The organism is Pleomorphomonas sp. T1.2MG-36, from assembly GCF_950100655.1.
Lineage (GTDB): Bacteria > Pseudomonadota > Alphaproteobacteria > Rhizobiales > Pleomorphomonadaceae > Pleomorphomonas.
The window spans coordinates 1-19,712 of sequence record NZ_CATNLY010000006.1 but is presented as its reverse complement, the minus strand read 5'-3'; the positions used below and the strand labels follow the sequence as shown (position 1 = coordinate 19,712).

Sequence of the window (19,712 nt, the reverse complement as noted above, 5' to 3'; positions counted from 1 at the left end):
CGCAGTTCTACTGGGCCGGGCACCTAGCTTCGTCTTCTGCGCTTCCGGTGCTCACGAACCTCAAGTTCGCTCCGCTCCGGTTCTCGAATCCATCGCTATCTGCCTCGGCCCAGCGAACTTCGGGCCAGGCTCTCACGGAGGCCGGTTCATGCTTGAGGCGCGCGACATCTCCTTCCGCTACGGCCGGCGCGATCCGCTGGTCGTGCAGGGCTTCGACCTCGCCATCGGCCCCGGCGAGGTGGTGGGCCTTGCCGGCCCGTCGGGGCGCGGCAAGTCGACCATCGGCCGGCTGCTCGCCGGCCATCTCCGCCCGACGGCCGGCGCGGTGACGGTGGATGGCGCTCCGGCGCCGGAGCGCTGCTTCAACCCGGTGCAGCTCCTGTCGCAAAGCCCGGTGTTCGCCGTCAATCCGCGCTGGACGGTGGGGCGGATCGTCGGCGAGGCATGGACGCCCGACACGGAGACCGTGCAGGCCCTCGGCGTCCGCCGCGCCTGGTTCGACCGCTACCCGCACGAACTCTCCGGCGGCGAGTTGCAGCGCCTCACCATCCTGCGCGCCCTGGCGCCGGATTTGCGCTACCTCGTCGCCGACGAAATCACCTCCATGCTCGACCCGCTGGCCCAGGCCGAGATCTGGAAAGCGCTGCTCGGGGTGGTGAAGCAGCGCGCCATCGGCCTCCTCGCCATCAGCCACGACGCGCACCTGTTGGGGCGGGTGGCGGACAGGGTGGTGGGGGTTTGAGGGGAGGGTGATATCGGGCTCCCTTGGTTCGGGGAGCATGATATGGGCCGGGGAGCGATCTCGTCCTGAGGTCCACCTTGAATTCGCATGCGAATTCAAGCGGCCTTCGCGAGGATGACAGTTAAGTGATATGAAACAAGGAGATGCGTGGCGTTTCCGGTGCGCTTTCGCTGCGCTTCTGGTGCGTTTCCGGCGCGCTTTCGGCGACCAGAAAGGGCTCCCGCTCCCATCATGCTGTCATCCTTGCGCAGGCGAGGACCTCAGGCAGGAAGAGGTGCTGAGGGAGATATCGGGCTCCCCTGTTTCAGGGAGCTTGATAGGAGCTGAGGAGATATCTCGTCCCGAGGTCCCCGCCTTCGCGGGGATGACAATTTATTGATATGAAACAAATAGTTGCGGTGCGCTTCTGATGCGTTTTCGTCGTGCTTTCGGCGACCAGAAAGGGCTCCCGCTTCTATCATGCTGTCATCCTTGCGCAGGCGAGGACCTCAGGCAGGAAGGGGCGCAACGCCGATATCGGGCTCCCGTTTCTATCACGCTGTCATCCTTGCGCAGGCCAGAACCTCAGGCAGGAAGAGGTGCTGAGGGAGATATCGGGCTCGCTTGTTTCAGGGAGCTTGATATGGGCCGAGGAGATATCTCGTCCTGAGGTCCACCTTGAATTCGCATGCGAATTCAAGCGGCCTTCGCGGGGATGACGGTTAAGTGATATAAAACAAGGAGTTGCGTCAGCTCGCTCGGCGGCCTGTCCGCAAGCGAAAAGGGCGCGACCCCTCGGCCGCGCCCTTTGCCTTGTCTGCGATTGCCCCTTACGCGGCCCGGATCGTCGCCAGGAACCGCGTCATTTCCTCGGCGAGGGCTTGCGACTGGGTGGAGAGGTCGCCGGCCAGGGCGTTGACGCGGCCGGCGGCGTCGCCGACGTTCTGGGTGGTGGCGGCCACCGTGGAGATGTTGGCGGTGACTTCCGCCGTGCCGGCGGAGGCCTGGGAGACGTTGCGGACGATCTCGTGGGTGGCGGCGCCCTGCTGCTCGACGGCGGCGGCGATGGCCGAGGAGTAGTCGCTCATCGACTGGATGGTGCCGGCGATGGAGCCGATGGCCGTCACGGCGCGGTCGGTCGACGACTGGATGGCGCCGATCTGGTCGGAGATGTCGGCGGTGGCCTTGGCGGTCTGCGTCGCCAGCTCCTTCACCTCGGCGGCGACCACGGCGAAGCCGCGCCCCGCTTCGCCCGCCCGCGCCGCCTCGATGGTGGCGTTGAGCGCCAACAGGTTGGTCTGGCCGGCGATGTTGGAGATGAAGGCGATGATGTCGTTGATCTTGCTGGCGGCGTGCGACAGCTCCTGCACAATGCCGGCGGTGCTGTTGGCCTCGGTGACGGCGGTCTGCGAAATCTCCACCGACTGGGCCACCTGACGGCCGATCTCGCCGACCGAACTCGACAGCTCCTCGGCGGCGGCCGAGACGACGGCGACGTTGGCCGAGGCCTGTTCGGCGGCGGCGGCCACGGTGTTCGACCGGCCGGCGGTGTCCTCGACGTTGGCGGCGAGGTCGCGGGCCGACAGGCTGAGCGTTTCCGAGGCGTGGCCGACGGCGCTGACGATGCCGCCGACGGTGGCCTCGAACATGTCGGCGAGACGGGCCATCTCCTGCCGGCGCTGCTGCTGGCGGGTGGCCTCGTCGCGGGCGGCTTCCTCTTCCATGGCGCGGTTGCGCGACAGCGAGGTCTTGAACACCTCGACGGAGGCGGCCATGGCGCCCATCTCGTCGCGGCCGCCGATGCCGGGGATGGCGGTGTCGAGGTCGCCCTGGGCGATGCGGCCGATGGCACCGGTCATGTCGGAGAGCGGGCGGATGACGCGGCGGCGCACCACCCAGAGCACGGCGGCCGAGCCGACGAGCGCGGCCAGCAGCGAGCCGAGCGACACCCAGAGATTGGAGCGGTTGGTGGCGATGGAGGCGGCGAGCGCGTCGGCGGCGACGTCGAAGGCGGCGTCGCGCAGGGCGATCACCTTCTCCCACATGGCCACGGTGCGGCCGCGATAGCCGGCGCCGTCATAGGGGAACTTGCCGTCGGCAAAGCCCGGCTCCACCTCGGCGCGGATGCCGGCGAAATAGTCGACGTAGCCGCTCTTGGTCTCAGTGAGGGCGGCCTTGAAGGAGGCCGGCGTGTCCTCGAGGCCGTCGAGCGCGGCGAGCGAGGCCCAGATCTGGTCGGTGGGGCCGCGCAGCAGCGCGAGGTCGACCTGCTGCTCGGGGCCGACCGGCTTGGCGGCGGCGACCACGGTCTGGAACATGCCAGCGTAGCGGCCGCCGTAGTTGCGCAGGTCCCAGACGGTGGAGGCGATGTCGGCCCAGCGGAAGGCAAGGCCGCTCGACCGCGACAGGAGGCGCGTTTCCGTGGCCATGACGGCGCCGGCCGCCGTGTTGATGGCGGTGAACTTGTCGGTGATCGCCTTCACGGCGTCGCCGCGCTGGTCGACGGGGAGGGCGAGCTTCTCTTCGGCCAGCGCTCGGGCGGCCTTGAACTGCGCCTCGATGCCGGTCATCGCCGTGTTCAGCGCCTCGGCGCCGTCGAGCCCGTCGGCGGTGGCGGCGTCGACGGCGGCGCGGGCCTTGGCCATCACCGCGTCGGTCTTGCCGCGCAGGGCGGCGAAGTCGGCGGCGGCCTTGATCTCCTCGGGCGACTTGCTCTGCGCCAGCAGCGTGGTGAGGCCGCGCTCGCCGTTCATCTGGTTGGGAATGTCGGCCACCGCGCGCAACGTGGCGAGCCGCACGGCCCCCTGTTCCGCCTCGGCAAGGGCGCGGTACTGGCGCACGGCCGAGGACGTGGCGATGACGCAGGCGATCAGGGCGATAACCAGGATCGAAAGGGACAGAAGGCGGCTCAAGGACATGCACACAACTCCGCTGAAGCGATACAAACTTGAGTACAACCGGCTGAACGTGACGTTAACGGGGAGCGTAAAGTTGCCAAGGGAGGTCAGATTTGTGTTCCCATGGGGGAAGTACGGATGGGTGGGGATGGGGGAGTATGTGCGCTTTCGGTGAGTGAGAGAGGCTCCCGCTTCTATCGTGCTGTCATCCTGGCGAAGGCCAGGACCTCAGGCAGGAAGGGGCAGTGAGGTTCGTATAGGGCGCCCTTGGAAGGGGAGCTTGATATGGGCCTAGGAGCTATCTCGTCCTGAGGTCCTCGCCTTCGCGAGGATGACAGGAAAATGATATGAAACAAATAGATAGAGCGTGGTGCGTGGGATGCGGGGGGTGTCGCTTGCTATTGAGGCAGGCGATGTGCTGGATGAGTTCGCGCGCCGCTTATCCCACTGTTTCCAATATATAAATTGTCATCCTTGCGAAAGCGAGGACCTCAGGCAGGAAAGGGTGGTGAGGTTGATATAGGTCGCCCTTGGAAGGGGAGCTTGATAGGGGCCGGGGAGCTATCTCGTCCTGAGGTCCCCGCCTTCGCGGGGATGACAGGAAATGGATATGAAACAAGGAGATAGAGCGCTGTGCGTGGGATGCGGGGGGTGTCGCTTGATATTGAGGCAGGCGATGTGCTGGATGAGTTCGCGCGCCGCTTATCCCACTGTTTCCTCTATATAAATTGTCATCCTTGCGCAGGCCGCTTGCATTCGCGCGCGAATGCAAGGTGGATCTCAGGCAGGAAGGGGCGGTGAGGTTCATATAGGTCGCCCGTGGTTCATGGAGCTCGATAGGGGCCGAGGAGTAATCTCGTCCTGAGGTCCTCGCCTGCGCGAGGATGACAGTTGATTGATATATAGCGGTTTTTGGCATTGAGCGGCTCGCCCTTCATGCCCGATTGTGCCGCGCTGCAGATGTGTCTTCAGCCTCCATCAGCCTGTCCTTCTCTGCGTAGGCGGCTTGCATTCGCGCGCGAATGCAAGGTGGATCTCGGGCCGGAAGGGGCGATGGGGTTGGTATCGGGCGCCCCGGAGAATGGGGGGCGCGCTTGATATCGGGCGCCTTTCGCAACGCCCCCGGCTCGTCGCCATCGCTCCCGCCCCCTTGGTCGCGGGTGGCCGGAATGCTTGCTATCTCCGATGTTTTGATTGTTTTTGTTAACGAGCGGGCAAGGCAAAGAGGGGATGCTCTTAGGCAAAGATGCAAGAGTGGGGCAACCATGCGTTGGGGCGGAGCGATCGGCGCTTTGGCGCTGTTGGGCAGCGTGGTGCTGGCTTGGCCGGCGCTGGCCGAGGACTGGCAGATTGCGAGCGTGAGCGGCAAGGCTTTCCGCCTGTCGGGCACCGAGTGGGTGCGCGTGGGCGCGAGCGACACCATTGCCGTGGGCGATACGGTGAAGACGCTCGGCTCGGGCGCGCTGACGCTGACGCGCGCGGGCGTGACCGTGACCATCGCCCCCAACAGCCGCGTGCAGCTGTCCGAGCGGATGAACGGTAGCTTCACCGACGTGATCCAGACCGCCGGCAGCACCGAGGTGGAGGTCGACCCCGGCAAGCACATCCGCCTTGCGGTGGCGACGCCCTACATGGCGGCGGTGGTGAAGGGCACGGTGTTCACCGTTTCCACCTTCGAGGGCTACTCGGAAACCACCGTGCAGCGCGGCCGCGTGGCGGTGATCGACACGCGCAACCGGCTGGAAGCGCTGGTGACGGCCGGGCAGGCGGCGACGGCCGGACCGGCGATGCCGCTGTCGCTGTCCGGCGCCGGCAAGCTGGACGCGCCCGAGCCCTTCAAGGGCAAGGTGGTGAAACAGGCGGCCGACGGCACGCTGACCGAGACGACCAACGGCGCCGGCAAGAGCGTGACCAGCCGGGCCGGCGGCAAGGCTGATGGCGCGGCCAACGCGGCCAACGCGGCCAACGGCAACAATGGGAAGGGCAATTCCGGCAATAGCGGCAACTCGGGCAACAACGGCAACTCTGGCAACAACGGCAATTCCGGTAACGGCAATTCCGGCAACGGCAACAACGGCAACTCCAGCTCGAACTCCAGCTCCAACAACGCCGGCGGCAACTCCAACGGCGCCGGCAACTCCGGCAACAGCAACGCGGGCGGTAAATCGAAGTGACGGCGCGGCGGATCGATGGGGCGATGGCTTCCGTGGCGGCGCGGCTCGGCGTCGGCCCGCTGTCGCTCTTTGCCGAGGTGGCGATCCGCGTGGCGCTGGTGGCGGCGGTGGTGGTGGCCGCCGGGCTGATGGGCTGGCTCGACCGGCTGGACGGCCGGCTGACCGACCTACGCTTCGAGGCCGGCACGCGGGCGCCGAGCCAGTCGCTGGTGATGGTGGACATCGACGGCAAGAGCCTTGAGGCCGTGGGCGTGTGGCCGTGGGACCGGACGATCCACGCCCGCCTCGTCGAACAGTTGGAAGACCTGGGCGCGCGGCAGATCGCCTTCGACATCGACTTCAGCGCCCGCTCCAACCCCACCTCCGACAAGGCCTTCGCCAAGGCGATCGGCGCGGCGGAGGTGCCGGTGTTCCTGGCCGCCTTCCGCCAAAACAAGGCGGCGGACGACGCCGGCATCGTGCTGAACCGGCCGATCGACCTTCTGGCCGCCGAGGGCTGGCCGGCGCTGGTCAACGTGCCGCTGGACGAGGACGGCCGCGTGCGCCGCTTTCCCGCCCGGATGACCATCGGCAGCGAGCGGCTGGACGCCCTGCCGGCGCTGATCGCCGGGGCGCCCGAGGGCGCCGGGACGATCGCCATCGACTATTCCGTCGATCTCCGGGCGCTGCCGCACGTGTCGGCCTCCGACGTGCTCTATGGCCGGGTGACGCCGGGGCTGCTGGCCGGCAAGACGGCGCTGGTGGGCGCGCGGGCGCTGGAGCTGCACGACTTTCTGCTGGTGCCGCGCTGGGGCGTGGTGGCCGGCGCCGACGTGGTGGCGATGGCCTCGGAAACGCTGATCCAGGGCCGCAACCTAACCCATCTGCCGGCGCTGCCCCTGGCGCTGCCGCTGATGGCGCTGGCCTTGGGACTGTCGCTGCTGCCGGCGTTGCGGGCGCTGGCGGCGCTGTCCGCCCTGGCGATCCTCACCGAGATGGCGGCCGTGACGGCGCAGGTGTCGGCGGCGCTGGTGCTGGAAACGGCGATGCCGCTCGTTGCGATGGCCGGCCTGATGGCGCTGGTGCTCATCCGCGAATATGGCCTGCGCCGGGCGCTTCTCACCGTGGCGCGGCACGAGACCGTCTACACCCGCCGCTTCCTGGAGCGGGTGATCGACGACGGCTTCGACGGCATCGTGCTGATCGACGAGCGCGACGCGGTGGTGCGCATCAACGGCGAGGCGGCGCGCCTCTTGGGCTTCGGCGAGGCCTGCCCGCTGCGGGTGGCCGACCTGCCCGCCCCGCTGCCCGAGGTGGTGGCGGCGGTGCGCCGGCCGGACGGCAGCCGGGCCAGCGCCAACGCCTCGGTGGAGCTGCGGGGCCGGGTGGTGGAATATTCCGTGGTGGCCTTCCCGCTGGAGGGCGGCGCCTTCCGCCAGGGCATCAACCGCATGTGCGTGTCGGTGGCGCTGCGCGACGTGACCGAGAGACAGCGGGCGGCCGACCGGCTGCGCCACATGGCGCTGCACGACGAGCTGACCGGCCTTGCCAACCGGGCCGGCCTTGCCGAGGCGACCATCCGGGTGGGCGGCGCGCTGATCTATTTCGACCTCGACCATTTCAAGACCGTCAACGACAGCCTGGGCCACAAGACCGGCGACCAGCTGCTGATGGAGGTGGCGCGGCGGACCGAGGCGCGGGTGGGCGGCGCGGGCACGCTGGCGCGCATGGGGGGCGACGAGTTCGCCGTCTACTGCCCCGACGGGCTGGACGTGGCGGGCGAGCTGGCGGCCGCGCTGCTCAATGACTTCGCGAGGCCCTTCGTCGTGGGCGGCCACCGGGTGACCGTGGGCGCCAGCTTCGGCGTGGCCGGCGCCGACTGGGACTGCCGCGACCTCAACGTGCTGATGCGCCGGGCCGACCTGGCGCTGAACGCCGCGCAGAAGCAGGGCCGCCGCCGCATCGCCCATTTCGAGGCGTCGATGGAGGCGCGGCTGGTGCGCCGGCTGATGCTGGAGAGCGAGCTTGCCTCGGCGCTCGAGCGCGACGAGCTGCGCGTGGCCTACCAGCCGCAGTTCGACCTTGCCACCGGCACGGTGGTGAGTGCCGAGGCGCTGATGCGCTGGCGCCACCCGACGCTCGGCGACGTGTCGCCCGGCGTGTTCATTCCCATCGCCGAGGAAACCGGCCTCATCCACCAGCTGACCGGCTGGATGATGAAGCGCGCGGCGCTGGACGCGGCGGCCTGGGCGCGGCCCATTCCGGTGGCGGTGAACGTGTCCGTGCACGACCTCAAGTCGGGCGACGTGCCGGCGATGGCGGTGGCGGCGCTGGAGCACTCCGGCCTGCCGGCCAGCCGCTTCGAGCTGGAAGTGACCGAGTCCGCCTTCGTCGGCGCCGACCCGGTGGTGAGCGACGCCTTCGACCGGCTGCGCGCCCGCGGCATCGCCCTGGCGCTCGACGACTACGGCACCGGCTACGCCTCGCTGGGCTACCTCCACCGCTTCCCCTTCACCACGCTGAAGATCGACAAGACCTTCGTCGACGGCGTGCCGGGCGACGCCGACGCCATGGCCATCCTGCAATCGGTCGTGGTGCTGGCCCGCGGCCTCGGCCTCAAGACCGTGGCCGAAGGCGTGGAACACCCCGAACAGCGCGACGCCCTGGAGGCGCTGGGCTGCGACATCGGCCAAGGCTTCCTGTTCTCCGCCCCCGTGGACAACGCCGTGCTGGCACGGATGCTGGCAAGGGAACGCGCGGCGGCGGTGGGGTAGGGGGGAGCGTCCGAAGGATGACCGGTGGTCTTTTCAGGCCGGTTGCGGATCCGATCGCGCCATGCAAGCCTTTCACCTCGCAATGAATCGAGCTCAGCGCGATGATGTATAGAGTAACGACCTATGTGGTTATGGCGGTTGCTTCGGTAGCCATCGTTTGCGCATCCTTTCCATACCTTTATATACCGTGGATCGTTCTGTCTGTTTTGGGAGCTGCCTTTATTCGCGATGGCGAACATAGTGCGTTGTTATTTCTGGGTATCATTCACGTCGTCATTTATAGCGTACTCTATCTCGTCCTGTTGGCGTTCCTTCCATACTCCGAATACATGCTCTCCGTGTCATCGCTGCTGTGCGACGTCTCCCTGCTGAAGCCGAGTGCGTGCGAGGCTCCCACGTCGCTCACCCTATATGCCTTCACATGGTCGGCCTTGTTCCTGTGCGCACTTCCCATGGCTCCCATTTCAATCTCGACAATGATCGTCGGTGCCTGTGAGGGAAAGAATGCCAAGGCGAGATTCATAGCAATCGCGTTGATTGGCTTTTCCATATGTTGTTTGTATGAAGTATCTATCATGAGATATGGAGCGGATGGCAGTGATCAGTACAAGTCATTGTATGCCGCATCCCGGATTTTAGCCCGCGATTACGGTGTTATACCATTCATATCCGTCGTTATCGGTACGGGCTATTGGGCGATGGCAAAACTGAGAGTCTTCTTGCCTCGCGCTTGAGTGGTGGTGGAGTGCATTTATGGAACGTGATATCGGCCAGGACCTCAGGCCGGAAAAGGGCGAGGGAGACATATAGGGCGTCCGTGGATCAAGGAGCCCGATATCGGCCGAGGCATCTTCTCGTCCTGAGGTCCCCGCCTTCGCGGGGATGACAGGAAATGGATATGAAACAAATAGATAGAGCGTTGTGCGTGGGGTGCGGGGTTGTCGCTTGCTATTGAGGCAGGCGATGTGCTGGATGAGTTCGCGCGCCGCTTATCCCGCTGTTCCATCTATATAAATTGTCATCCTTGCGCAGGCGAGGACCTCAGCCAGAAAGAGGCGAGAGGGAACTATAGGGCTCCCTCACATCAAGCTGTCATCCTGGCGAAGGCCAGGACCTCAGGCCGGAAAGGGCGTGAGGGAACTATAGGGCGTCCGTGGTTCATGGAGCTTGATATGGGCCGAGGCATCTTCTCGTCCTGAGGTCCCCGCCTTCGCGGGGATGACAGGAAATGGATATGAAACAAATAGATAGAGCGTTGTTCGTGGGATGCGGGGTTGTCGCTTGCTATTGAGGCAGGCGATGTGCTGGATGAGCTCGCGCGCCGCTTATCCCGCTGTTCCCTCTATATAAATTGTCATCCTTGCGCAGGCGAGGACCTCGTGCAGGAAGAGGCGAGGGGGATCTATAGGGCGCCCGCCCCCATCAAACCGTCCTCCTGGCGAAGGCCAGGACCTCAGGCCGGAAAGGGCGAGAGAGACATATAGGGCGCCCCATGCTTCATAGAGCTTGATATCGGCCGATGCACCTTCTCGTCCTGAGGTCCACCTTGCATTCGCCCGCGAATGCAAGCGGCCTTCGCGGGGATGACAGTTGATTGATATGAAACGGTGTTTCAGCGCCGTGCCACCCATCGCGCCACTGCGAAATGACGCTCCCTTCCCCATTAAGCTGTTCTCCTCTGCGCAGGTCACTTGAACTCGCACGCGAGTTCAAGGTGGATCTCCGGCAGAAAAGAGCGTCCTCCTACGCCCGCTTCTTTTCCAGCCATTCCCGCAGCGCCGTGTTGATGCGTGACTGCCAGCCCTCGCCGCTGGCGCGGAACTCGGCGATCACGTCGGCATCGAGGCGAATGGTGGTGGATACCTTGCGGCTTTCCGCTTTCGGCCGGCCGCGCTGCACCTTGGCGGTGGCAAACTTCTCCTGCCACTCGGGGGCGCTGAGGTCGGGCGCTTCGTCGGGATCAAAGCCGGGGGGAATAGGCGGCCTGTTCGCGGTCATTGGCTTTCCTCAAGGAGATGATGCGACGGGCCGCGCCGCGCGGGGTCCAGACGATCACCATCATGCGTCCGGCAAGACGGCCGATGGTGATGAAGCGCTGTTCGCCGTAGTCGAAGCGATCGTCCTCGATCGTCAGCGTGTCGCCCTCGAACACCCGTTCGGCCTCGGCGAGGTCGATCTGATGCTTTGCCAGATTGGTGGCGCGCTTGACGGGATCGAACTCGATCTGCATGAATTTTTGTTACTACAAAAAAGGATGCGCGGCAACATTTGTGTAGGGACGAAAATTGGGGTGAGGGGGGCGTGATATCGGCCGGGGAGCGATCTCGTCCTGAGATCCCCGCCTTCGCGGGGATGACAGGAAATGGATATAAAACAAATAGATAGAGCGTTGTTCGCGGGATGCGGGGTTGTCGCTTGCTATTGAGGCAGGCGATGTGCTGGATGAGCTCGCGCGCCGCTTATCCCGCTGTTCCCTCTATATAAATTGTCATCCTTGCGCAGGCGAGGACCTCGTGCAGGAAGAGGCGAGGGGGAGCTATAGGGCGCCCGCCCCCATCAAACCGTCATCCTGGCGAAGGCCAGGACCTCAGGCCGGAAAGGGCGAGGGGGATCTATAGGGCACCCTGTTTCATGGAGCTTGATATGGGCCGAGGAGCGATCTCGTCCTGAGGTCCCCGCCTTCGCGGGGATGACAGTTGATTGATATGAAACGGTATTTCAGTGCGTCGCCCACCATCGCGCCGCTGCGAAACTAAGCTCCCGCCCCCATCAAGCCGTCATCCTGGCGAAGGCCAGGACCTCAGGCCGGAAAGGGTGTGAGGGAACTATAGGGCGTCTGTGATTCATGGAGCGTGATATCGGCCGAGGAGTGATCTTGTCCTGAGGTCCCCGCCTTCGCGGGGATGACAGTTGATTGATATGAAATGGTATTTCAGCGTTTCGCCACCATCGCACCACTGCTAGGTGACGCTCCCTTCCCATCAAACCGTCCTCCCCCGCGCAGACAGAGAATCCCAGCCAGAAAGAGGCGCGGGAAATCCATAGCCCCCTCGTTCACCACGCCACCCGGCACCGCCCCTCTCCGTCTTGCCTCCGCACCAACCTTGGCGTATCCCTTCGCCATCGCGAAAAGCGATCGCTTCCCTTGATCCGCCCGTTGGCGGAGTAAACAGGTGGACGACTCCCCGTCCAGGCGATCAGGCACAAGCGGTCCGTTTCCATCCGATGCGGATCGACCAGCGATTTCCAGACATCACCGCCTGAACCATCAGGCTCCATCCGTCCGCCATGCGCAGCGTTGCGTCTGGCGCCTTGTGCCTGGGCATCCGCCACCAGCGGTCCCCGGTCTATTCGGCATCATCCGATCGGGCCGCGCGGCGCTCCGGTCGGATGGTGCTCGGGAGTTTCGCCATGAACAGACCTCTCATCGTCATCTACGCGGCCATCCTGCTCGACGCGGTCGGCATCGGCCTCATCTTCCCCATCCTGCCGGCGCTGCTGGCCGAGGTGACGCACGCCGGCAACGTCGCCCCCTATATCGGCATCATGACCGCGCTCTACGCGGCGGTGCAGTTCGCCTTCGCGCCGCTGCTGGGCTCGCTCAGCGACCGGATCGGCCGGCGGCCGGTGCTGGTGATCTCGCTCGCCGGCGCCGCCATCAACTACGTCTTCCTCGCCTTCGCCGGCAGCCTGACGCTGCTGCTCTTGGGCCGGGCGATCGCCGGGCTGACCTCGGCCAACGTGTCGGTGGCCACCGCCTACATCACCGACATCACCGAGGCCGACAGGCGCGCCCGCCGCTTCGGGCTGATGAACGCCATGTTCGGCATCGGCTTCATCGTCGGGCCGGTGCTGGGCGGCACGCTGGGCGACCACTTGTTACGCCTGCCGTTCATCGCCGCCGCCGTGCTCAACGGCGTCAACCTCCTGATGGCGCTCGTCTTCCTGCCGGAATCCCGCGAGCCGGTCGCGACAGCCGCTCCTGACGGAGCGGAGGTGCGCTCCCGGTCTTTCTTCTCTCGCTTCCGCTTGGTCCGAAAAGTCTGCAACTTTTCGGGCGGAAGCGCCCACGAAAAGCTCGACCTCGCGTCGCTGAACCCGCTGAAGCCGTTCGGCTGGCTGTTCGAGGTGAAGAGCCTGTGGCCGCTGATCGCCATCTTCTTCCTGCTGTCGGCCACCGGCGAGGCCTATGGCACCAGCTGGGCGCTGTGGGGCGGCGACGTGTTCGGCTGGAACGGCATGATGATCGGCCTGTCGCTGGGCGCCTTCGGCGTCTGCCAGACGCTGGCGCAAGCCTTTCTGCCGGGGCCGGCGGTGGCGCTGCTGGGCGAGCGCGCCGCCATCCTCACCGGCCTTTTCGGCGCCATGGCGGCGCTCGTCATCATGGCCTTCGCGACGGAGGGCTGGATCGTGTTCGCCATCATGCCGCTGTTCGCCCTCGGCGGCCTCGGCGTGCCGGCCCTGCAAGCCATGGCGACGCGGCAGGTGAGCGAGAGCCAGCAGGGCCAGTTCCAGGGCGTGCTGGCCTCGGCGCTGAGCCTGGCTTCCATCGTGGCGCCGCTGGGCTTTTCGAGCTTTTACGCGGTAGTGAGAGGGACGTGGCCGGGCGCGGTGTGGCTGAGCGTGGTGGCGGTGTATGCGGTGGCGATGGTGATGGTGGGGCGGAGGAGGTGAGGGGTATTCTCAATTAAATGTTAACGAATCGAAAACCGGTTGAAGGGTTTATCTCTACCGCCCAAATTGACACCCTATTTGATCGTGATATGTTGTTTTCATTGCCATTGGCCGATAGCGCTTGTGGTTAGTTAAACTAGTCTTTATCGGGGATCGTTATGTAATCTTCTCTGAAGTTACCGACCTGAACAGACTAAAAGGGGCCTTTGGCCCCTTTTTATTTTATTGCTGCCATTAATGCTGGGTTTATGGAGTATTGTGGCTCGCCGGCGATGTGACGCATCTCGGCTGCTAGCCGTTTCATACTATAGTCATAGTCGTATATATACTTGTTATCACCATCTTTCTTGACAAAACCTATTACGCCATACCACAGCATCAACTGAAACGCGTGTTCAAGCTTATCCCTTGGGATCCCGCCCTCAGAGAAGCGTTCCAAGACCATCTCTTTCGATACAATCTCTGGGAGGCCAATGAGTTCAAAAAGTATATCCGCTGAAAGGCCAGATGCGTCCCGAATTTCAAATCCAAATTCTGAAATTAAGTAGTTTGAGTGTTGCTTCACCGCGTCCGCAATATCGTCTTCAGAGGCGATGGTATTACTACGATTTATCGCGTTGGCGATTGCGTTCTCAATTATGGTAAGCAGGAAACGCGGACGCATCAGGCAGTGGGAAACGCAATACTCAAAGGAATCGACTCCTCCAACGGTGGGGGCGAAATAATCGAGCCACAGAGATGAGAATGCATCGCCCTCTCTGGCCGTAGAAGCTTGAAGGCGTTTCAATATAACGGTTCTAAGCTTGACTGGATCGTTCCAGTCAATTCGTATCTGTCCAACTTTTCCTCGATCTGGCGTTTGTTCTACAAGCAACTCATAAATGTCATTTCTTAGGAAAACGACACTAAACATGTCTCTGTCGGCATTATGTAGGTCTCTTCGAATTTTCTCGAGTGACTCAACCATAAGCCGAATCATTCGTACGTCGAATTCTTCGACGCCCTGAGTTGGCCATCCTCGGTCTATGTTATCGAACAGCAAAACTATTCTTGTCTTTGGTGTTGTATTTTTGATAATTAGCTGTTTTATTTTGTTGATGCCGCCTCTGAAAACTATGTTCGTTAAGCTCTCGGGTGAAAGCGGCTTGTTACGTGTCTTGGCTGAGCTAATTTCGAATAAAATCGTTTTGCTTAGTCTATTTATTCGAGCAGTGAAGTCTCCGCTGTTAATTATGCCGAATTCCTGAAGTACGTCCTCAATATCTGAAAGTGAGGATAAAGCGCTTGGGTCGTGCTGGAGTTTATACTTGTTTTCTCTCTGTATAGTGAAGAGCATCTCAGTAAGGAAAACGAAATACCAAAAAGCCGCAAGTGTGTGGTCGAATACGCCGATGTCCAAAAGCTTGAGCAACTCTTGCCTAAAAAGGCTTAGCTGATGAGATTCCGGCTTTAGGTCTGTAACAGACGTAAACTTCTTCGAGCGGATTGCATCTCGGACCATGAAGAATATCGCGGTTTTCCCGGAACCCTTTCGACCTGATACGACCGACACCTCTCCGCGAAGAGTCCTTACATACTCTGAGGTTTCGACGAAATAATTCTCAAGCAACCGGAATTCATTTTCTGCTGCGGACGCCCCCAACGACAAGGCTTGAAGCTTGCTCGCGGAACGCCGCCGCTTGGGTTGCGGCTCTTGAGTAGCGAGCAGAGCCAAACCGCAGAATTCCTTCACTTTCTCAAAAATATCAGTTTCGCTATTTAACGTGACAACAAGGTCGCGAAAATCCGCCGGTTGCGAACTAGACGGCGTACCGAACTCAATGATCATTGTTCTCTTATTCATGCCGTGACTAAGTCCCGCCAAGAAGGCGGCTCTTAGGTTGTGCCTGGCTGCATCGTCGATACTATCCGATAATAAAGGTATTAGTACCCCTGAGGATGCGGAAACCTCCATAATTATATTTATTGTCGAAAACCTATAGGTCTCCATTGGGTCAAAACTTCTGTAGAAAATCTTTGCATCCTTGACCGCCGATATTACTGTATTGCGGAAATCAGTCTTCCTAACCGTGTCTATTAAATATAAAGGTTGTGTTGTGTTTAGTTGTTTTGATTATAGCTCAACCAGTTTCGTTGAGGGCAATTTTCTGAATATATCTAGTAATTGATTTGAGTTCTCATATGTCTGGTACGCAATAGTGTCAAAAAAACCATCGAGTTGGATGTATTTTGTGGCGTCTTGGAAAGAAACATTGAGCACTGGGGCTACAGGTTTTCCTTGGCCAACAGCATATCCTATCTCATAGTACACGTTGCGATTAGGAACGGTGATATCAGCAATTAGCACGTCAGATGCGTCAATACTCGATCTCACCTGTTTGGCGATACTGTCGCCGAAGACCTCCATTTGAGGCCAGCCTGTAACGAGTACATCCAGCGCCTTGCCTTGGGTCCGCTCACAGGCAGCTTTGATGGTCGATGCCAAGTCCGCTGGCGCTGCAGGATAAGCAAAAAAAGCCTTCCGAACCATGGCGCTTCCCTCTTTTTAGTTTTGATTCGAGGAAGCATTTCACAACTGTTTCCCCAAGACAACTCAAAGGCGAGAGTTTCGCGTTCAGGGCGCGCCCGACCGGCCATTAGGTAGTTGGATGGTGGCGGACTTGCTCGAGCGCAGGTCCGCTTACTTCGTTCATAGCGTCTCTCGCTTTCCATTTGGGAGCGGAGCGAAGCAAGGGGCTATATAGGCTGTAAGTCTTCTGCCTCTTACGGGACTATAAGCATTTGCTGCAATGACAGAGCTTTGCTCATTCCGTCCCGTCTCCACCCCCCTCTCTCCTAAACCCCGGATTCCGAGTCATTTTCTTTCTCCCCGTCGCAATGAATCTCCGTCCCAACACCCCGTTTCCTATACTCACGTGAAGGGTAGACGGTGATGACGGGATGCGCCGGGGCGCGATAGCGGCGTCTCACCCCTCTCCCTGGTTCCTCTCCCACAAGGGGCGAGGGGACGCGGTTTGGGGCTACCCATGGCTGGAAGGCTCGGTTTGCCCAAGTGATACCGTTTCCGTCGGGTTTCGACCTTTCGGCCGGAACCTGACGGGAAGCGGAAGCGCCCGACCGGGCGCCGGCCGGTCAGGCCGAAACCCGCTTGAGCTGGATGAGTCCGGATCAAGCGGAACGCGTATGATGGGTCGGCAAAGCCAAGCGTCCCCTCGCCCCTTGTGGGAGAGGGATCAGGGAGAGGGGGGGCTGCCGCAACTCCGCCTCGGCTGTTAACGGATTGGCGATGCTGGCGGCTGCGGCGTGGCGGAGAACGCCCGGAATCCCGCGCCTTTTCCTCCCTTCCGTCGTTAACTTTTAGCCGTCAACCTATGTCTTGCCCCACGACGCGCCCGTCGGCTCTTTTCGGGAGAGCCGGCATGGCAGATGACATGATGATTGACAGGCGCGCCGGTGGGCGTGCGGATGAGTACGAGCGTGAGCGGGATGGCGGTTGGTCGTCCGGTGGCGGGCGGGGGATGGAGCACGTCCGCTTTCCGTTGAACCGGGCGCTGGCGGAGAATGGTCTGCTGGAGGCCGTCAAGGCCGAGGCGGGGGCGGCGGCGGTGCGGGTGTCCGGGCCCGGCGTCACCGTGGCGACCAAGGCGGCCGCCGCGCGCAAGCGGCGGGCCGGGCCGGCCAATGCGGTGGAGGCGCGCCTCGATGACGGCGGCGTGCCCAACACCTGGTTTTCCGCCGTGCAGATGAGCCGCGAGGTCGCGAGAGCGCTGTTCGACTATCGCGACAACGGCCGGCTCTACTGGCGCGACCCGGTGGGTCGGCGGCGGCCGGAGGCGGGCGGTGAGCTCTACCGCAAGACCATCGACGACGGGCCGATCTGGACCATCCAGGGCGGCAGCCGGGCCAACGTGATCCGCTACATGCGCCGCTATCTGGTGTGGAACTGGCACTTCGGCGGCACCGACCGCGTGCTGCTGCCTAGGAACGGCGACACGCTGGACGACCGCATCGAGAACATCCGCCTGGGGGATCGATTGCCGGGCTTCGGCGCGGATGCGCCGGTGATGGGGGGGGCGGCGGTGGCCGAGGCCGTGCCGGAGGCGGAAACGGGCGTCACCTGCCCGTGCTGCGGCGGGCTGGCGCCCGTGCTGTCGCCCAACCTGATCGCCCGCGCCTACGAGCTGCCGCCGCAGCAAGAGGCGATCCTTGTCCGCGTCTGGGCCGGCAAGGGCAAGCCGGTGACCGGCGAGGCGATCATCGGCGAGATGTATGCCGACGATTTCGACGGCGGGCCGGAATACGAGACGGCGCGCAAGTATTTCAAGACGCAGCTGTGTTTGCTCCGGAAGCGGATCGAGGGCTCGGGCGTGCGCATCGAGGCGGCCGGCTATCAGCGCGGCTTCAAGCTGGTGCTGGGCCGGGGCGATGAAGGCGGCAAACCCGACGAGGGTAGGGTGGCCGAGACAGACGAGGAGTGATCCGTGCCGCGCAAGGGGAACAAGGGTGAGGGCGATCCGGCCGTCGGCAAGGTGGATGCCGGCTGGCTGCTGGGCCGCCTCGTCGACGAAGCCACCGCCGACATCGCCGACCTCTACGACGGCGAGGGGCGGCTGAAGCCGGTGGACGAATGGCCGGAGGTGTGGCGGCAGGGCCTCATCCAGGGCGTGGAGATCGAGGAGCGCTTCGAGGGCCGCGGCAATGCCAGGGAGCAGGTGGGGTTCGTGAAGAAGGTGCGGCTGAGCGATCGGCTGAAACGGCTGGAGCTGATCGGCAAGCACATCGGGGTGAAGGCGTTCGAGGAGACGGTGCGGGTGAAGGGGCTGGAAGGTTTGGGGGAGAGGCTGACGAGGGCACGGAAGAGATTGGCGGAGGAGGGGGAGTGAGGGCGGGTATCCGTATGATTCGATTATATAAAACTGTCATCCTGCGCGCAGGCGCAGGACCTCGGGAAGGTAGAGCACGGGGTAGATATCAGACTCCCTCGGTTCTTGGAGCGCGATATCGGCCAGGAGCTTCGTTCTGCCCGAGGTCCTGCGCGTGCGCGCAGGATGACAGCCTTATATGTGGGGATGACAAGCGGTTAGGTGGGTGCGCTACGTCGTCGGGCTGTGGTTTTGCGATGTTGCTGCATCGCTCCGCTTCGAGCGGGCATCCCGGGAACTCGAGCTATCTTCCGCTTTCATCAAGCGCTGATCCGGCAACGCTGCTTCGTCGCGCCATCTCATTCGGCCGCCTCGCGTCATCCAGCTATCTCCCGCTTCTATCACGCTGTCATCCTTGCGAAGGCGAGGACATCAGGAAGGTAGAGCGAGGGGGTCGTATCAATCTCCCTCGGTTCACGGAGCCCTATATCGGCCGCTCGCTTCGTTCTGCCCGAGGTCCTCGCCTGCGCAAGGATGACAGTATTATATATAGGTTTTACAATCGGTTAGGTGGGGGCTCTACGTCGTCGGGTTGGCGTGCTGTAAGGGCGCTTCGCCGCTTTGCGCCACGCGGGCATGCTGCGGCGCAGAGCTTTCTCCTCGCGTCATCCAGCTATCTCCCGCTCCTATCAAGCTGTCATCCTTGCGAAGGCGAGGACCTCAGGAAGGTAAGGCGAGGGGGACGTATCAATCTCCCTCGGTTCATGGAGCCCTATATAGGCCGCTCGTTTCATTCTGCCCGAGGTCCTCGCCTGCGCAAGGATGACAGCATTATATATAGGTTTTACAATCGGTTAGGTGGGTTGATCTCTCCATCGCGCCGTGATTTTGCGATGCTGCTGCATCATGCCGCTTCGAGCGGCCACCCCGCGTACTCCAGCTATCTCCCGCTCATATCACGCTGTCATCCTTGCGAAGGCGAGGACCTCAGGNATTATATATAGGTTTTACAATCGGTTAGGTGGGTTGATCTCTCCATCGCGCCGTGATTTTGCGATGCTGCTGCATCATGCCGCTTCGAGCGGCCACCCCGCGTACTCCAGCTATCTCCCGCTCATATCACGCTGTCATCCTTGCGAAGGCGAGGACCTCAGGCAGCTAGAGCGAGCGGAGCATATCAATCTCCCTCGGTTCGTGGAGTCCTATATCGGCCGCTCGTTTCATTCTGCCCGAGGTCCTCGCCTCCGCAAGGATGACAGTTTTGATATATGCGGCAATCGGTTAGGTGAGGGCGCTACGTCGTCGGGTTGGCGTGCTGTAAGGGCGCTTCGCCGCTTTGCGTCACGCGGGCATGCTGCGGCGCAGCGCTTTCTCCTCGCGTACTCCAGCTATCTCCCGCTCCTATCACGCTGTCATCCTTGCGAAGGCGAGGACCTCAGGAAGGTAGAGCGAGGGGGTCGTATCAATCTCCCTCGGTTCATGGAGCCCTATATCGGCCGCTCGTTTCATTCTGCCCGAGGTCCTCCTTGGACTCACGATTGAAGTGCAACACCTGGTAAGGTGTTGCTGCGATGGGACAACATTACTCTCAGCTCTCGTTGCGGGAGCGAATGACGGTCGACCTTCTCCAC

The 19,712-nt window shown here is 62.5% G+C and carries 12 protein-coding genes; 7 read left to right on the top strand and 5 right to left on the bottom strand.

Annotated elements, in window-relative coordinates; translation table 11 throughout:
• Nucleotides 1–148: 148 nt before the first annotated feature.
• Nucleotides 149–742, top strand: coding sequence for an ABC transporter ATP-binding protein (locus tag QQZ18_RS06600; protein ID WP_284539337.1), 594 nt, complete (start codon nucleotides 149–151; stop codon nucleotides 740–742).
• A gap of 809 nt (nucleotides 743–1,551) precedes the next feature.
• Here the strand turns inward: QQZ18_RS06600 and QQZ18_RS06595 are convergent.
• Nucleotides 1,552–3,639 (bottom strand): methyl-accepting chemotaxis protein, encoded by a 2,088-nt coding sequence (locus QQZ18_RS06595; protein WP_284539336.1) that lies wholly within the window; start codon nucleotides 3,637–3,639, stop codon nucleotides 1,552–1,554.
• A 1,244-nt stretch (nucleotides 3,640–4,883) separates the two neighbouring features.
• Here QQZ18_RS06595 and QQZ18_RS06590 point away from each other — a divergent pair.
• The 3 genes from QQZ18_RS06590 to QQZ18_RS06580 all read left to right on the top strand — a co-directional run bounded on the left by QQZ18_RS06590 (nucleotide 4,884) and on the right by QQZ18_RS06580 (nucleotide 9,279).
• Nucleotides 4,884–5,792, top strand: a complete 909-nt coding sequence (locus tag QQZ18_RS06590) for a FecR family protein (protein WP_284539335.1) — start codon at nucleotides 4,884–4,886, stop codon at nucleotides 5,790–5,792.
• A gap of 23 nt (nucleotides 5,793–5,815) precedes the next feature.
• Entirely contained in the window at nucleotides 5,816–8,545 is a 2,730-nt protein-coding gene (locus QQZ18_RS06585; protein WP_284539334.1) for an EAL domain-containing protein, read from the top strand.
• 101 nt (nucleotides 8,546–8,646) lie between these two features.
• Complete coding sequence (locus QQZ18_RS06580; RefSeq protein ID WP_284539333.1) at nucleotides 8,647–9,279, top strand: hypothetical protein; 633 nt, start codon at nucleotides 8,647–8,649, stop codon at nucleotides 9,277–9,279.
• 1,009 nt (nucleotides 9,280–10,288) lie between these two features.
• On the opposite strand, the gene QQZ18_RS06575 is transcribed toward QQZ18_RS06580, so the two are convergent.
• Nucleotides 10,289–10,543: a BrnA antitoxin family protein gene (locus tag QQZ18_RS06575; RefSeq protein WP_284539332.1), complete on the bottom strand. Its 255-nt coding sequence runs from the start codon at nucleotides 10,541–10,543 to the stop codon at nucleotides 10,289–10,291.
• On the bottom strand, nucleotides 10,506–10,775 hold the full coding sequence (locus QQZ18_RS06570; protein WP_284539331.1) for a BrnT family toxin: 270 nt from the start codon (nucleotides 10,773–10,775) through the stop codon (nucleotides 10,506–10,508). The genes QQZ18_RS06575 and QQZ18_RS06570 overlap by 38 nt, the downstream gene beginning before the upstream one ends.
• A gap of 1,181 nt (nucleotides 10,776–11,956) precedes the next feature.
• On the opposite strand from QQZ18_RS06570, the gene QQZ18_RS06565 reads away from it, so the two are divergent.
• Complete coding sequence (locus QQZ18_RS06565) at nucleotides 11,957–13,219, top strand: TCR/Tet family MFS transporter (protein WP_284539330.1); 1,263 nt, start codon at nucleotides 11,957–11,959, stop codon at nucleotides 13,217–13,219.
• 217 nt (nucleotides 13,220–13,436) lie between these two features.
• Here the strand turns inward: QQZ18_RS06565 and QQZ18_RS06560 are convergent, their stop codons facing one another.
• Together QQZ18_RS06560 and QQZ18_RS06555 are read right to left on the bottom strand one after the other, a co-directional pair.
• The gene (locus QQZ18_RS06560; protein ID WP_284539329.1) at nucleotides 13,437–15,047 is read right to left on the bottom strand and encodes a P-loop ATPase, Sll1717 family; all 1,611 of its coding nucleotides are present in this window, start codon (nucleotides 15,045–15,047) and stop codon (nucleotides 13,437–13,439) included.
• A 285-nt stretch (nucleotides 15,048–15,332) separates the two neighbouring features.
• Nucleotides 15,333–15,749 (bottom strand): hypothetical protein, encoded by a 417-nt coding sequence (locus tag QQZ18_RS06555; RefSeq protein WP_284539328.1) that lies wholly within the window; start codon nucleotides 15,747–15,749, stop codon nucleotides 15,333–15,335.
• Nucleotides 15,750–16,638: 889 nt separating this feature from the next.
• Here QQZ18_RS06555 and QQZ18_RS06550 point away from each other — a divergent pair.
• A complete protein-coding gene (locus QQZ18_RS06550) occupies nucleotides 16,639–17,697 on the top strand; it encodes a hypothetical protein (RefSeq protein WP_284539327.1) in 1,059 nt (352 codons plus the stop codon).
• 3 nt (nucleotides 17,698–17,700) lie between these two features.
• A complete protein-coding gene (locus QQZ18_RS06545; protein ID WP_284539326.1) occupies nucleotides 17,701–18,102 on the top strand; it encodes a terminase small subunit in 402 nt (133 codons plus the stop codon).
• The last annotated feature ends 1,610 nt before the right edge of the window (nucleotides 18,103–19,712 follow it).

What these genes read in the sequence shown, in the direction of transcription:
- QQZ18_RS06600 (WP_284539337.1), top strand. Translation starts at nt 149, where the DNA reads ATGCTTGAGGCGCGCGACATCTCCTTCCGCTACGGCCGGCGCGATCCG.
- QQZ18_RS06595 (WP_284539336.1), bottom strand. Translation starts at nt 3,639, where the DNA reads ATGTCCTTGAGCCGCCTTCTGTCCCTTTCGATCCTGGTTATCGCCCTG.
- QQZ18_RS06590 (WP_284539335.1), top strand. Translation starts at nt 4,884, where the DNA reads ATGCGTTGGGGCGGAGCGATCGGCGCTTTGGCGCTGTTGGGCAGCGTG.
- QQZ18_RS06585 (WP_284539334.1), top strand. Translation starts at nt 5,816, where the DNA reads ATGGCTTCCGTGGCGGCGCGGCTCGGCGTCGGCCCGCTGTCGCTCTTT.
- QQZ18_RS06580 (WP_284539333.1), top strand. Translation starts at nt 8,647, where the DNA reads ATGATGTATAGAGTAACGACCTATGTGGTTATGGCGGTTGCTTCGGTA.
- QQZ18_RS06575 (WP_284539332.1), bottom strand. Translation starts at nt 10,543, where the DNA reads ATGACCGCGAACAGGCCGCCTATTCCCCCCGGCTTTGATCCCGACGAA.
- QQZ18_RS06570 (WP_284539331.1), bottom strand. Translation starts at nt 10,775, where the DNA reads ATGCAGATCGAGTTCGATCCCGTCAAGCGCGCCACCAATCTGGCAAAG.
- QQZ18_RS06565 (WP_284539330.1), top strand. Translation starts at nt 11,957, where the DNA reads ATGAACAGACCTCTCATCGTCATCTACGCGGCCATCCTGCTCGACGCG.
- QQZ18_RS06560 (WP_284539329.1), bottom strand. Translation starts at nt 15,047, where the DNA reads ATGATCATTGAGTTCGGTACGCCGTCTAGTTCGCAACCGGCGGATTTT.
- QQZ18_RS06555 (WP_284539328.1), bottom strand. Translation starts at nt 15,749, where the DNA reads ATGGTTCGGAAGGCTTTTTTTGCTTATCCTGCAGCGCCAGCGGACTTG.
- QQZ18_RS06550 (WP_284539327.1), top strand. Translation starts at nt 16,639, where the DNA reads ATGGCAGATGACATGATGATTGACAGGCGCGCCGGTGGGCGTGCGGAT.